At 55.1% G+C, this 13,888-nt stretch carries 11 protein-coding genes; 8 read left to right on the top strand and 3 right to left on the bottom strand.

The genetic code is table 11. The features are described from left to right. Positions 1-10 precede the first annotated feature (10 nt). From HNQ36_RS14170 to HNQ36_RS14155, 4 genes are all read left to right on the top strand, one after another. Positions 11-1,282: a cytochrome P450 gene (locus HNQ36_RS14170; RefSeq protein ID WP_184086128.1), complete on the top strand. Its 1,272-nt coding sequence runs from the start codon at positions 11-13 to the stop codon at positions 1,280-1,282. Between the two features lie 159 nt (positions 1,283-1,441). Further along, entirely contained in the window at positions 1,442-2,683 is a 1,242-nt protein-coding gene (locus HNQ36_RS14165; RefSeq protein WP_184086126.1) for an NAD(P)/FAD-dependent oxidoreductase, read from the top strand. 103 nt (positions 2,684-2,786) lie between these two features. Next, positions 2,787-3,599 carry a GntR family transcriptional regulator gene (locus HNQ36_RS14160; RefSeq protein ID WP_235098525.1) on the top strand — a complete coding sequence of 271 codons (813 nt, stop codon included), beginning with the start codon at positions 2,787-2,789 and terminating at the stop codon, positions 3,597-3,599. A 107-nt stretch (positions 3,600-3,706) separates the two neighbouring features. Further along, positions 3,707-4,270, top strand: a complete 564-nt coding sequence (locus HNQ36_RS14155) for a transposase (protein ID WP_347339970.1) — start codon at positions 3,707-3,709, stop codon at positions 4,268-4,270. Positions 4,271-4,349: 79 nt separating this feature from the next. Here HNQ36_RS14155 and HNQ36_RS14150 read toward each other — a convergent pair whose 3' ends face one another. The 3 genes from HNQ36_RS14150 to HNQ36_RS14140 form a co-directional block, all read right to left on the bottom strand. Next, positions 4,350-5,144, bottom strand: a complete 795-nt coding sequence (locus HNQ36_RS14150; protein ID WP_184086117.1) for a hypothetical protein — start codon at positions 5,142-5,144, stop codon at positions 4,350-4,352. A gap of 177 nt (positions 5,145-5,321) precedes the next feature. Further along, positions 5,322-6,953: a GMC family oxidoreductase gene (locus HNQ36_RS14145; protein WP_184086115.1), complete on the bottom strand. Its 1,632-nt coding sequence runs from the start codon at positions 6,951-6,953 to the stop codon at positions 5,322-5,324. 492 nt (positions 6,954-7,445) lie between these two features. Then, on the bottom strand, positions 7,446-8,714 hold the full coding sequence (locus tag HNQ36_RS14140; RefSeq protein ID WP_184086113.1) for a CaiB/BaiF CoA transferase family protein: 1,269 nt from the start codon (positions 8,712-8,714) through the stop codon (positions 7,446-7,448). Between the two features lie 337 nt (positions 8,715-9,051). Between HNQ36_RS14140 and HNQ36_RS14135 the strand changes: the two genes are divergently transcribed. Genes HNQ36_RS14135 through HNQ36_RS14120 form a run of 4 tightly spaced genes read left to right on the top strand, consistent with a single transcriptional unit; the run spans position 9,052 to position 13,417 of the window. Beyond that, entirely contained in the window at positions 9,052-10,212 is a 1,161-nt protein-coding gene (locus HNQ36_RS14135; RefSeq protein ID WP_184086111.1) for an ABC transporter ATP-binding protein, read from the top strand. Further along, complete coding sequence (locus tag HNQ36_RS14130; RefSeq protein WP_184086109.1) at positions 10,172-11,533, top strand: ABC transporter substrate-binding protein; 1,362 nt, start codon at positions 10,172-10,174, stop codon at positions 11,531-11,533. Before HNQ36_RS14135 ends, HNQ36_RS14130 begins: the two co-directional genes overlap by 41 nt. A 28-nt stretch (positions 11,534-11,561) precedes the next feature. Beyond that, entirely contained in the window at positions 11,562-12,434 is an 873-nt protein-coding gene (locus HNQ36_RS14125) for a carbohydrate ABC transporter permease (protein WP_184086107.1), read from the top strand. After that, positions 12,431-13,417, top strand: a complete 987-nt coding sequence (locus HNQ36_RS14120; protein ID WP_184086105.1) for a carbohydrate ABC transporter permease — start codon at positions 12,431-12,433, stop codon at positions 13,415-13,417. The genes HNQ36_RS14125 and HNQ36_RS14120 overlap by 4 nt, the downstream gene beginning before the upstream one ends. Positions 13,418-13,888: the final 471 nt, after the last annotated feature.

Below are 13,888 nucleotides of genomic sequence, written 5' to 3'. Positions count from 1 at the left end.
GAGATCTTTTATGAGTGTTGTGACCACCGAAGTCGTTCGTAACTTAGTCGCTGAGCACGAGCGTTTGGCCTATGCAATGCCTATCGAGGACATTGTCGTGGCAGACTCCGCGCTGTTTCAGCAGGGGGTATGGATGCCGTATTTTCAACGTCTGCGGCACGAGGATCCCGTTCACTTTACGCCCAAGAGCCGCTTTGGCGCGCATTGGTCAATCACGAAATTCAAGGACATCCAAACCGTTGACTCAAACTGGCGCGTGTTCTCATCCGATACTGACCGCGGTGGAGTGCATATAGGCGACAAGCCGCCGGAGAAACGCATACGTAGCTTCATCGCGTCGGATCCGCCGAGGCAAGCAGAGCAGCGGAAAGCCATCCAGCCAATTGTATCCGCCGGTAGCCTTGCAGAGATTGAGACACTCATACGGCAACGAACTGGAGCTCTTCTTGATCGATTGCCGCGTAATGAGACGTTCGATTGGGTAGCTCGCGCTTCCATCGAGCTAACGTCGATGACTCTCGCAACTATCTTTGATTTTCCGATCGAGGATCGGCGCCTACTTGCCCATTGGTCGGATGCCTCAATTGTCGATCTGTTGGCTGGTGGCCCTATAGATAGCGAGGAGAAACGAGGTGTAGAACTCGCAAAATGTTTGGATGCGTTCAAACTGCTTCGGGAGGAAAAACTTAAGCGTCAACCGGAGAACAATCTCATCTCCATGATCGCTCACAGCCCGGCTTATCAGGGCATTTCTGAGAGGGAATTTCTCGGCAATCTACTGCTGCTCATAATCGGTGGTAATGAGACAACGCGAAACTCTATGAGTGCAAGCGTTTTGCTCCTTAATGAAAATCCCAACGAGCAATGCAAACTACGTGAAAATCCTGAATTAATTGAGAGCATGGTAAGTGAGGTTATTCGCTTCCAATCACCAATTCTCGCGTTCCGGCGAACCGCGACTCAGGATACGCAGTTGGCTAATAAAATCATTCGCGAAGGCGAGAGAGTGGTAATGTGGTATATTTCGGGAAATCGGGACGAAGACGAGTTCGAAGAGCCTCACCGTTTTCTGTTGGGTCGCGACAACTATCGCAAGCACATCGCATATGGTTTCGGAGTGCACCGTTGCGTTGGGAATCGGCTAGCAGAGATGCAGTTGCGCGTACTTTGGGAAGAGATCCTCGCTCGCGACCTCAAGATTGAGGTAGTGGGTCCGCCTAAGCGGCAGTATTCGACCTTCGTGCATGGCATCATGGAATTGCCAGTGATCATCCGGCCGTAAGCAGAAAAAATTGCAGCGTTTGCGGACGATCTGTCACGCTGCATCTTGCAGGATACCCGCGAGCGCACGCAGTCTTTCGGAAACGTGCAATTCAAGCGGTCGTCACTCAGGCTGCGCAGTTTGCCCTATTAGCTGCATTATCTTTGGGAGCGCGATGACTTGGCACTCGATCCTATCGTTATCATCGGCGCCTCTCATGCGGGAGTACAGATGGCAGCTTCGGCTCGTGACGCGGGTTGGGAGAATGAAATCGTTCTCTTAGCGGAAGATGCGCTCCTACCTTATCATCGCCCACCTCTATCCAAAGGTCTCCTTACGGGAAAAATCTCCGTTGCGGAAATCCCTCTGCGTGGAGAGTCTTGGTACGAAAAGAACAATATAGTTCGCCTGACCGGACGCCGAGTCACTGCGGTCGATAGACAGCGCCATCGAGTAATTCTTCAAGGTGGCGAGCAAATTCCATACTCTCGTCTCGGACTTGCAACAGGCGCCCGTGTGCGACGTCTTTCCTTACCGGGAGGTAAACTAGACGGCGTATTGTATCTAAGAGATTTCGCAGACGTCGAGAAATTGAAGTCGCAGCTTAGACATACACACTCGGTTGTTGTTATCGGAGGTGGTTTCATAGGATTAGAGGTGGCATCTAGCCTCTGCAAAATGGGCAAGAAAGTGACCGTGCTTGAAACGTTTCAGCGCCTTATGCCCCGCGCGGTAAGCTCGGTGATTTCCGGCTGGTTTGGCCGTCGCCATACAGAACGAGGCGTCAATCTAATTTTCAATGCACGAGTTGAAATGATTTTGAATGACGGCCGCGGACGCGCGGCGGGAGTGCTCCTCAGTAACGGGCAAAAAATAGCCGCCGATTTGATCGTCGCGGGGATAGGGGTTACGCCCGCTGTTGAACTTGCCAAGGCGGCGGACCTTACCTGTAGCGATGGGATCGTTGTTGATTCATTAACTCGTACAAGTGATCCCTTTATTTTCGCCGCTGGGGATGTAACCAATCATCCGTCTGTATTTTCCGGTGGGCAACTGAGACTCGAGTCGGTCCAGAACGCAACCGATCAGGCCAAAGTAGCGGGACAGATGTTGGCCGGAATAGCCTCTATCCCTTATGACGGTGTGCCTTGGTTTTGGTCCGATCAGCACGACGTGCCATTGCAGATAGTCGGCCTAGCAAGCAGCGCGGACAACTGCGTGGTACGCGGTGATTATGCTGGTGGCAAATTCTCGGTTTTCTCTTTCTCCGGGAGGAAGTTGGTGTGTATAGAAAGCGTCGATAGCTCCCGCGATCACGTCGCGGGACGCAAGCTTTTGGCTCTAACGAACGCACGATTGACCCCCGAGGAGGCCGCAGATCCCCAGTTTGATTTACTCGCAGCCGCCCGTGAAAGAAGCTGAATCTCGGCAGAAGAGGAACATAATCCAGGCGACGATGGCCCAGATTGTCGATACCCGCTAGGCAACGGCGGTACTTGAATGCGATCTGCATTGAATGCTAAAATTGCGTCTGGAACTCGTCGATATGATAGATGACGCGCAAATACCCCGTAAAGGACCTCAACGCTCTGGATCGGCGCGGAGTGTCGATAGCGCTTCGCGCGTTGTCGCTTCAAAAGTGAAATTTACGGGCTTGGGTGCTGATCTGATCAACCACGAAGTAGATTATGGACCGGAGCCGGAGCTCAATCTAGCCGATAGCGCCTACCGCGCGATCGAGGAGATGATTTGCACCCTAGAACTGCAGCCAGGAGCTCGAGTTTCGGAAAGTTCTCTCGCAAAGCGTTTAGGAATCGGGCGCACGCCGGTGCGAGAGGCCTTGCAGCTGCTGTCACGCGATGGCCTTGTTGTTGTCTTGCGAAGACATGGGGTCCTCGTTAGCGAGATTGATGTCCGCACTCAGCTGCGAATTATCGAGGTTCGGCGGGCTTTAGAATCGCTCATGGTGCGCTTGGCTGCAGAACGAGCCACTGAGGAAGAAATTGCGCAATTCGCCAAAATCGCTGCCGCTATTTATGCCGCCGTTGATGCTAACGACGATCTTGCCTTCGTTCGGCTTGATTCGCAGCTAAATGAGCTACTCGCCCGCGCCTGCGGGAACCGTTTTGCTAGTGGCTCAATGAGTTTGATGACCCCGCTTTCGCGGCGTTTCTGGTATCGGAATTACAAATCTGCCGGTGACATGATGCTGGGTGCTCGTCTCCACGCTGAGATCGCTGACGCGATCGCCCGCAGGAAACCCGATGAAGCGGAGCAGGCAGTGAAGCGCTTGCTCGATTATATCGAAGATTTCTCTCGCAAAACACTGGATCGCTAGGGTTCGGACCCAAAACCGGGTAGCGCGACCGGGATTCCAAAAGGCTGGCGAGTCGGATTCCGTTCTCCCAAGGAGGACGGCGATGGGAGATTACGTCTGGTTTCCGGATGCGTAGTGGGCTCGGATTGAGCCGCTTTTGCCGAAGGATGTGCGCGGTAAAATGCGTAAGGATGAACGGCGGATTCCGAGCGGGATTGTCCACGCGCTCAAATGCGGTGGACGGCTGGGCCGACTGCACCGATGTCTACGGACCGAGAAGACGCACTACAATCGCTAATTGCTTTGTGCGCTGGTTTGAGCGCGGTATCTGGGGAGACATTTGCAGTACGCTGGCAGAGGTCGAGGGTGTGCTGGACCGGATATCTATCGACAGTTCCTGCATCAAGGTCCATCGTTGTGCGGGCAGCGGAAAGAGGGCCTTGGCTCATGATATCGGCCGCACGAAAGGCGGACGCAACACCAAGCTCCAGGCTATCTGCTACGAGAAAAGCCGCCCTTGGGTCCTGCTCCTGACGCTCCGAAACGTTAATGATTGCAAGGTTGCGCAGCTTTGCATCGCGGCCGCGCCGCCATCTGCCGAACTCGTCGCCAACAAGGGCTATGACAGCCAGGCGTTGTGCGAACGGCTTGAGGCGCGCCTGCGGCCGACATTGTCGCTCTCGCCGATATAGGCGATACAGAAATCAGACATCGCCGACTCGATCGCGTTCGCGGTACACCTCATAAGTATGTCAGCACCGGGAGCATGCCTCATACAGCTTGAGGTCGAGGCTGGTAGATCGCAATATGCTGGCAATGGGCGACAGGAGTCCGGCCGTTAGCAACGATGAGGGCGTCCAATTCCACAAACAAATGGCCCTTCTTTTCGTAGTTGCCCGTGATCCGTGCACGTGCGGTCAGTTGGTCGCTGTCGATAGCGGCTGATATCAGTTGCATGCGGCTGCCGATATGAATCCATGGCCCGAGAAGGGCATTTTCCATGAGCACCCTATTCATGATCTGTTGCAATACGCCAGGATGGACGAGGCCTTCGCGCGCATAGATTGGGTCGGTCTCGCGCACTCCGGCGCGGTATTCTGCACCAGCCTTACCCTGCCAGGAGCGCGGAGCAGTGCCGAGCCATTTGCCGATTCGATAAGTGTCAGCGTCGATGGGCTTCCGCGTCGCAACCGGTTCGGTCTCCGGAAAATCGGCGAGCGAGAATACCGGCGCTGTTACCGCCAACGAGGCATGTCCTGTGGCTTTGGCCTCGCCGTGTTCGACGGTTAGCGAGAGTCCTTCGCTGGACTCCTCCGCTTGAACCAGTAGGGCTTCACCATCATAGATCGGCTTAATGAACCGCGCCTCGATCAATCCTCGTTCGAGGAATGCTCGACTCCAGTTCGCAACTGGAACGTGGATCATGTAGGCGAGAATATCGATCCCCGGCACCAGACCACCTCTGAAACCGTACTTCAGGGCCACGGAATCATCGTGCATCTTATTTTCGGATAGTTTGGCGGTGTTGTAAGCCTCTACACGATACGGTTCGAGCCGCTCAGTCATGATCCATCCTTATGATTGCGGGAGACGACGGTGTTGCTTCGCGAATTACCGCAGCCTAAAGTCACGGTCTGGCATTTACCCCACGCAGTGGTCCATCAACGAAATGGGTTACTCAGTGGTTCCGAAATATTCGGACCCGATGAGTGACATGTACTCCCGCATCAAGCTGGCTGGCTTCTAGGGGCACCCGGCGCCCGGCAAGAACTGCCTTGTCTCATTACCCTCCGTAATCAACTCGGCAGCTTTTTCCGCCATAGCCATGATCGGCAGATTGGTATTTCCACTGATCACTGTCGGCATGATCGAACCATCGATGACTCTGAGATTGTCGATTCCTCGGACCCGCAACTGACCGTCGACAACAGCGTTGCTGTCTTCGCCCATGCGACAGGTGCCAACAGGATGGTAGATCGTTTCGGCGCGCTCCCGTATCCATTTTTTGCGGGAGTCCACACTGGTAAACGCATCGATGTCGATCCTTCGTTTCACGAATTTACTCAGACCCGGTTGATCGATAATCTCAGACAGTTGTCTGACACCTTCTTGCATGCTGACGAAATCCGAATCATCAGAGAGAAAACGAGGATCGATAGCGGGAGTGTCAGATGGGTCCGCCGATCGCAATCGCAGTGTTCCACGGCTCTTGGGCCGAAGTTGGCAAACGCGAATCGCGAAACCGTGAGCGATGCGTTCGTTGGGTGGCGGGTTTCGGAGCGCGACGATGAGATGAGCTTGCCACTCCGGCAGTGACGAATTTTTGTCAGGCCCCCAGAAGGCGCCAGCTTCGACGCCTTGAGACGTTGCGGGACCCGTGCCTCGGAGAATGTATTGTGCGCCCGCGAGGCCGCCCTTGATCAAGCCGAGATACGGCGTCAGCGTAACTGGCTGAGATGCCTCTAGGCGAATAGCGCAGTCCAGATGGTCGTGCAGGTTGTCTCCGACGCCAGCGGAATCGAGAACGGGCTTGATGCCAAGCGATTGCAGGTGATCCGCCGGCCCGATCCCCGACAGCATCAGCAGTTGCGGTGAGCCGATGGCTCCAGATGTCAGCAACACCTCGCGCTCTGCCGAGATGGTTACCTCGCGTCCTCCCTTCTCTATTACTACGCCGCGCGCGCACGTCCCTTCCATGGCGATCCGGCGAACTCTGCAGTTGGCCATAACGGTGAGATTGCTTCGTCCCTTCGCTCGATCAAGATATTTGAAGGCTCCGGATCGCTTCCCTTCCGCGATGGTGAGTTCGTAGAATCCGGCACCAACCTGGGACGGGCCGTTGAAGCCATTGTTCTCCGGCAAACCTGCTGACACCGCGCTTTCAATGAACGCCTTTGAAATGGGATGCTGCAGGGTGCCATAGGACAGACGAATAGGGCCGGAGTATCCCCTGTCCTGATCGCGCTTCCTTGTGACCAGGGTGGCGTCCTCGATTTTTCTGAGGTAAGGGCGCAGGTTTTCATAGCTCCATGACGGGAGGCCCTGGGCGGCCCACGAGTCGTAGTCCCAAGCGTTGCCTCGAATCGCAATCATTGAGTTAATGGAGGACGATCCACCCACAACCCGGCCACGCGGGATGTAAATCTTTCGATTATTGAGTTGAGCTTGGGGCTCGGTCCAGAACTGCCAGTTATACTTAGGACTTGTGTAGAGCACGCGAATGCCGGCCGGCATGTGGACGAAGACAGACGCGGAGGGGGCTCCGGCCTCAAGCAGCAGGACGTTAACATTTGGATCTTCGCTCAGTCGCGAAGCCAGCACGCATCCCGCCGATCCCGCGCCGACGATGATGTAGTCATATCCGGATAGTTTCATTTTCGAATCCCTCTTGGGAATGCCGGCGGCTAGTTAGCGTGTCTGGTGTAGCATGAAGCGAGTAGCCGCCGGACAAGATCCATTCCGATACGGGTGTCGTACATCGCCGTTGTATTTGAGCCGCTTTGGAATATCATTTTGGTATGTCCAAATGTATTGGCTGCGGTTCTGGCGTCAACAGAGAGATGTTTCGATGATCAGTCGCGTGTTGACTGCGGCGCTTGTGGTGTTGGCCTTCGTTGTTCTTCTTTGGGGACCGAAAGGCCCACAGCATTGGGATGCGAATATGTCCCCCCAGGAGAGGGCGGTATTTGAAAAGACAGTCTGGGCCCTCGGCCATTAGTTGAGACGGTATTCGTCAGAGCCCCGCCCGCTACGCATCAGCAACTCCGTCGTCAGATCTACGGGCAAACGGGAATATCGTCACGGGTGCTGCCACTGTGATTATCTCGGCCGTTCTCACTTCGTGGGTGCGAGTAGTGCACCTTGAACTTATTCGAGCCGGCTTGGTGAAGCCCGCCGCGGATGCGTGCCGGTATCGACGACCCGGCTGGCGTTCAGGCGCTGAATCTGCGCCTCGTCAAATTTGAGAACAGTCTTGAGGACATATTCGGTGTCCTCGCCCCGTAGCGGCGGGCTCTTCGAGTATTCGATCTTCGTTCGCGAAAACTTGATAGGGTTGCCGACGAGAGGTGAAATGGCACCGGAGGAATGAGGCAGATTGATCTGCAGCTCTCTATGGATCACCTGCGGATGGGCAAATACTTGGTCCAGCCGGTTGATCGGCGCGCAAGGAACTCCGACTGGCTCAAGCACTGATATCCACTGGTGCGTCGTTTGCGTTGCTAAATGCACATCCAGAAGTGGAATGAGCAGGTCGCGATTGTGAAGCCGATCGGTGTTCGTGAGAAAGCGGATGTCGGCTGCCAATTCCGTCAATCCCGCCGCTGCACAGAATTTCCTGAATTGTTGGTCGTTTCCGACAGCCAGCACAAACGAGCCGTCCATTGTCTTGAACACCTGATACGGGACGATATTCGGATGCGCATTACCGGACCGTTTGGGTGGAGTTCCCGTCGTGAGATAGTTCATGTTCTGGTTGGCAAGTACCGAAACTTGGACATCGAGCAGTGCCATGTCGATGTGTTGGCCCTCGCCGGTACGCTCGCGATGCAGCAACGCCGAAATAACGCCCGTCGCGCTGTACATACCGGTGAGAATATCGACGATCGGAACGCCAACTTTCTGCGGGCCGCCACCCGGCATATCGTCGCTTTCGCCCGTGATGCTCATCAGGCCGCCGATGGCCTGAATAGCCATGTCGTATCCTGCAGCATCCTTCATTGGGCCGGTTTGACCGTAACCCGTGATGGAGCAGTAAATGGTATCCGGCTTCAGTCTTCGCAGTGACTCGTAGTCCAGCCCGTATCGGGCCATGTCGCCGACTTTGTAATTTTCGATCACGATGTCAGCTTGTTGCGCTAGTGCGCGCACGATCGCGCTGCCTTCGTCAGTTGCTATGTCGATGCAGATTGAATGTTTGCCGCGGTTAGCGCTGAGAAAATACGCGCTCTCGGTTGTGTCATTCGATTCGCCATCTTTCAGGAATGGGGGACCCCATTGTCGTGTGTCGTCGCCGGTGCCGGGGCGTTCGATTTTCCAGACCTCGGCTCCGAGATCGGAAAGAAGTTGGCCCAACCACGGTCCTGCGAGAATTCTTGAAAGATCGAGTACTCGGTAGCCCACCAGAGGTCCAGCCATGACATTTCCTTGCTATTGGCGCGATCCGTTCCTGGTAAATCGTACGCCTGTTATAAGCGCACTATAATAGGATAAACCAAATTGGACAAACCAATAATAGCTTTTGGTTGATCGTCGAGTTGGTTTTGAGGCGAGATTCTGGAACGGAGGGTCTTCTCGAAAGTGCTTGTCGGGTTTTGATTCGCGAGCATCGCACTGCGCGAGTTGCTTGACAGCAAGTATATGGAGACATACGGTCAGCCAAAATGGTCTATCCAAAACGGATGGCGACTGTGCGGCTTTAAGCTTGATGCATGGTGACAATAGCTAGAGGCAACGCGAAGCGAGGTTTTGCTGTATGGCGCGAGTAACTCTCCAGAATGTATCGAAATCCTTTGGCGGAGATCGTGGGCCATGGGCAGTGCAGGATTTCTCATTGGATATTACCGACGGAGAACTGGTCGTTTTTGTCGGGCCGTCCGGCTGCGGGAAGTCGACCACGTTGCGCATGCTTGCCGGCCTCGATGATGTGACATCGGGCAAGATCATGATCGGCGGGCGGGATGTGACCGCACTCCCGCCGAAAGATCGCAATATTGCGATGGTGTTCCAGAACTACGCGCTCTATCCGCAGAAGACCGTATACGACAATATGGCATTTGGTCTTCGCGTGCGCGGAGAACCGAAAGACGAGATTGATCGTCGCGTGCGCAGCGCGGCGTCGAGCCTCGGCCTTGATCCTTTGCTCGAGCGGAAGCCGCGGCAGCTGTCGGGAGGTCAGATGCAGCGGGTTGCGCTTGGTCGTGCGCTCGTCCGAGACCCCGATGTCTTTCTGCTCGATGAGCCTCTTTCCAACCTCGACGCCAAGCTGCGCGTGAAGACTCGCGAAGAAATCGCGACGCTGCATGCCCGGCTCGGAGCCACGATGATCTTCGTGACTCACGACCAGGTCGAAGCCATGACGCTCGGTGACCGGATTGTCATCATGCGCGATGGCTGGATCCAGCAGGCCGGACGGCCGCTGGATCTTTACGACCGGCCGATGAATGTCTTTGTGGCCGCCTTCATCGGTTCGCCCGAGATGAACCTGGTTGAGGGCGATCTGCTCCGTGACGGTGATGGTCTGAAGGTTCGTTCTGGCGAACTGCAGCTCGGATTGCCGGACGGCGAGTTTGTCGAGACCGAGAAGAGCGTCACTATCGGCATCAGACCAGAGCATATCATTCGTGCTGAAGCAGCATCCGACATCGAGATGATCGTTAGCCTGGTCGAGCAAATCGGCGCCCAGACCTATGTGCTGGGGACGATATTCGGCCATAAATTTCGCGCGGTGTTTGCGCGCGACGATGTGCTCGTGGCCGGGGATAAAATCCCCGTCGTTCTGCCCGCGCAGCGGCTGCATCTATTTTCACGTGAGAGTGGAAAGGCGTTGAGGCAATCAAAATCAGTAAGTGAAATTAATATAGGGAGGGAAAATCATGACCGTGCGCAAGTCGAACCAATGGAATTCCAAGGGTAAATCATTCGGCTTTAGCCGACGGGGCTTCCTCAAAACGTCCGCGGGAGCAGTGGTTGGAGCGACAAGCTCCCTGGCGGCTCCGTACGTGAATGCTCAAGCCGGAGTGACGCTCCGATTTCTGAACAATGAAACTGCGGCCGACAGCCAGGCCGTGCTGCGACGCGCATGCGGCGCGTACGAGAGCAAGTTCGGTGTTAAGATCATCGTCGATTCGACGCCGATCAGCGGCGCATATGCGAAGACGATGGCGGCGATCAATGCCGGCACGCCGTATGACATCTCCACTCAAGGCTATATCGCCCATATTCTGCAGTACGCCCGCGGCGGTCATCTTCTTCCGATGACCGATCTTGTGAAGCAGCATTCCTGGGGGCAGATGGGCGCCTGGAAGTATCAGGGAGAGAACTGGTTCTATCCTTACGACTACAATCTGGTGACCTGTTACTATCGGAAGGATCTGTATGCCGAGAAGGGCCTTAAGATTCCTAATACATGGTCGGAATATCTCGACAACTGCCGGGCGCTGACTGTCTCAAAGGACGGCAATATCGAACGTGGCGGCTGCGTAATGCCGCTGGCGAGCGACAGTGCGACCAACTGGGCGAGCTTCGGAAACCTGTTTGCGGAAGCTCCGCAATTCTATGACGACAAATGGAATGTCGTTCTGGATGCACCTGAGAATGCGGATCGGACAGCGCGTTTCCTCGATCTTTACGGCGAACTCTACAAGACTATGCCCCCCGGATTGAACACGGTGGGTTATGCCGAGCTCATGAGTCTGTTTGTCACTGGAAAGGTCGCGCATACCCTGTATTCCGGGCGTGTGGTCGAGGCGCTCGAGGCGCGAAATCCGGATCTCGCGAGCAAGTATGGCATCTTTGCCGCACCAGACAGTGCGGGCAAGCAGAAAGCGCTGCCGTTCTCCTTCGACGGATTTGTTGCATTCAAGACCAAGCAAAGCGAGGAGACGCTCAAGTTCCTCAAATGGTTTATCGATGAGCACTACGTCGACTGGCTGCATTCGGCTTGGATGAACTTCCAGCCGGTGCGATTAGACATTTACGAGGATCCGCGCTGGAAGAAGCACCCGATGATTCAGAAGCATTGGGCAACAATGATGCAGATGAAGTCGTTCATCGATCCGGACAGCAAGGTGAGGCTCTCGTCGGTCGACTTGATCGGCCCATCGATTGATCTGCTGCCGAGCAAGGTCTTCGATGCGAACGTCATGCCTGAGATGTTGCAAAATAAGGTGCTTAAGAACATGTCATCGGCCGATTGCGTGAAAACAGCGGCCAATCGCATCCGGAAGCTTGGTTGAATTATTCGGACAAGAAGGTAGGTACCTTATGAGGCAGGATTGGCGGATCATCAGCTTGTTCGTTGGCGGCGTTTTGATACTCGGCGCCATCGTTGGCGGGCCACTCCTGTACTCTATCAAGCTCTCGTTCTACGCGGCGGAGTCCTTTATCGCTCCGCCGCGATGGGTGGGACTTGGGAATTATCTGGCCGTCCTGGAGGACAGGAATTTTTGGGACGCGTTGCTAAACGGGATAGTAATTTCTATTTCCGCGATCGTGTTGCAGGTCATGCTCGGCGTGACCATTGCGCTCGTTCTGAATCGTCAGTTCGTGGGACAAACGGTCGTTCGCGCGCTGTCGATCGTTCCTTATTTTCTTCCGACGGTAGTTGCGTGCCTTATTGCGCAATGGATGCTCGATCCGAATTACGGATTGATTAAAAGTATCTTGGCGTCGTTTGGATCCAGCATGTTTGATTGGGGCGCCAACTCGGCAACCGCAAAAGGAACGATTGTTCTCGTTAGTGTGTGGATATGGACACCATTTGTGGTGACGTGCGTGCTGGCCGGCCTGCAAACAATTCCGGCCCAGCTTTACGAAGCAGCTAGGGTCGACGGCGCCGGTGCCTGGAAGCAGTTCTGGCACATCACTCTGCCGGGCCTCAGACCTGTACTGATCGTGGTCATTCTGCTGAGAGGCATCTGGATGTTCAACAAGTTTGACGTGATCTGGTTGTTGACCAAGGGGGGGCCGCTGAATCAGACGGAGACGCTCCCGACGCTTGCTTATCGAAGAGCTTTTCTGGAGTTCGATCTCGGAGGGGGGGCGGCGGTAGCGACAATCTCGTTTGCGATTCTGGCAACCATTATGCTGATTTATCTGCGGTTTTTCCCGATCGATGAAGCAAAGCAAGGCCGATGACAGTGACACAACAGAACTCGCACTTTTCCATCGTTGCTGCTGTTGCTGACCCGCGGCAGGAGCGACTCCTTCGCAGCACGTCCCAGTTCGATCGTTTGCCGCAGGAAGCTTCAACACCTGCATCAGAACAGAAGTTGTTCGGCATTGTGGGCAAGCCAATCAAGCAGATTGCCGGGCGTATCGGTCTCTACGCGGCTGTTCTCGTGATCTGCATCTACTCGTTCTTTCCAATTTACTGGATGATTGTATCTAGTCTTCGGCCCGCGCAGCGGTTGTTTCTGGACACGTCGTTGGTGTTCTGGCCGCCAGATCTCGCTTCCTACAGATCCCTACTGGAGCTTACGAATTACACGACCAATTTTTTCAACAGCGCCCTGATGGCGATGGCAACGATCATCGTTGCTACAACGCTTTCGGCGTTCATTGCCTACGGCGCGACGCGGCTGCGGTTCCGCGGCAAGACAACATTAGTCGCGTCCATGTTGTTTGCCTATATGTTCCCGCCGTTGATGCTGGTCATTCCAATGTCAGCTTTGTTCCGCATGGTCGGGCTTTCCGACAGCCTGTGGGGTCTGCTGATTGCTCATCTCGCAATATCACTCCCGTTGGGCGTCTGGCTTCTGTGGGGCTTTTTCAAGTCGGTGCCATTTGACCTGGAAGAAGCAGCAATGGTCGATGGGTGCTCGCAGTTCAGTGCGTTCCTCAAGGTTGTCTTGCCGCTTTCCGCACCGGGTCTGATTACGGTCGGTATCTTCTCGTTCCTGCTTTCCTGGGCCGACTACGTGTTCGCTCTCATCCTGATCATGAGCGATCAGAACAAGACGCTTCCTGTCGCCTTGGCGTCGATGTTGGGGGCACAGGATCTGCGTTGGGGCGAGATCCTTGCCGGCGCATCGCTCATAGCGCTGCCGCTGTTTGTCATCTTTACGTTCTGCTACCGCTACTTCGTCGCAGGACTTACGGCAGGCGCCCTTAAAGGGTAGGTGGTATTCTAGGCCCAGGACACATATATTTTCTCGCGGATTGAAAGGATAACTGGTTCATTAGCGGCGCGCGGAGGCGTTGCAATGACTGTTTTTTGTTGTCGAAGGCGCAGATGCGCAGGATCCGCAGAAGACGATCTACAACAAGGCGCGAATGCTGGTTATCACTGCGCTAGCAAACAAATAGGCGCGCACGGTGTGAGCATTGTTCGCGCTTAACGAAGTTTACCGAGCTCCCGCCGAGGCCGCCGCATAAGCAGCGTCGCAACGCGAGGTTGTCGATGGAGTAAAGGGCGAAGGCAGGTACGGCGCAACAGTCGATGAGACGGGATCGGCATAACCCGATAGACTCACCCGGCTTCCAAGCACGCAGCTCTGATATGGAGTCGGTCCGCGAGCTCTCATACGGGCTTGCGGCATCTTATGGTCGCATCATGAGGTAGGATAGATGACAGCGCCCGACTAAAGCGC

This window comes from Afipia massiliensis (genome assembly GCF_014203115.1).
Taxonomy (GTDB): domain Bacteria; phylum Pseudomonadota; class Alphaproteobacteria; order Rhizobiales; family Xanthobacteraceae; genus Afipia; species Afipia massiliensis.
Note: the sequence above shows the minus strand (reverse complement) of the source record. Positions and strands in the feature narration are given on the sequence as shown.

Excerpts from the sequence above, each read along its gene's own strand:
- HNQ36_RS14170 (WP_184086128.1), top strand. The coding sequence starts at position 11 with ATGAGTGTTGTGACCACCGAAGTCGTTCGTAACTTAGTCGCTGAGCAC.
- HNQ36_RS14155 (WP_347339970.1), top strand. The coding sequence starts at position 3,707 with ATGCGTAGTGGGCTCGGATTGAGCCGCTTTTGCCGAAGGATGTGCGCG.
- HNQ36_RS14150 (WP_184086117.1), bottom strand. The coding sequence starts at position 5,144 with ATGACTGAGCGGCTCGAACCGTATCGTGTAGAGGCTTACAACACCGCC.
- HNQ36_RS14145 (WP_184086115.1), bottom strand. The coding sequence starts at position 6,953 with ATGAAACTATCCGGATATGACTACATCATCGTCGGCGCGGGATCGGCG.
- HNQ36_RS14140 (WP_184086113.1), bottom strand. The coding sequence starts at position 8,714 with ATGGCTGGACCTCTGGTGGGCTACCGAGTACTCGATCTTTCAAGAATT.
- HNQ36_RS14135 (WP_184086111.1), top strand. The coding sequence starts at position 9,052 with ATGGCGCGAGTAACTCTCCAGAATGTATCGAAATCCTTTGGCGGAGAT.
- HNQ36_RS14130 (WP_184086109.1), top strand. The coding sequence starts at position 10,172 with ATGACCGTGCGCAAGTCGAACCAATGGAATTCCAAGGGTAAATCATTC.
- HNQ36_RS14125 (WP_184086107.1), top strand. The coding sequence starts at position 11,562 with ATGAGGCAGGATTGGCGGATCATCAGCTTGTTCGTTGGCGGCGTTTTG.
- HNQ36_RS14120 (WP_184086105.1), top strand. The coding sequence starts at position 12,431 with ATGACAGTGACACAACAGAACTCGCACTTTTCCATCGTTGCTGCTGTT.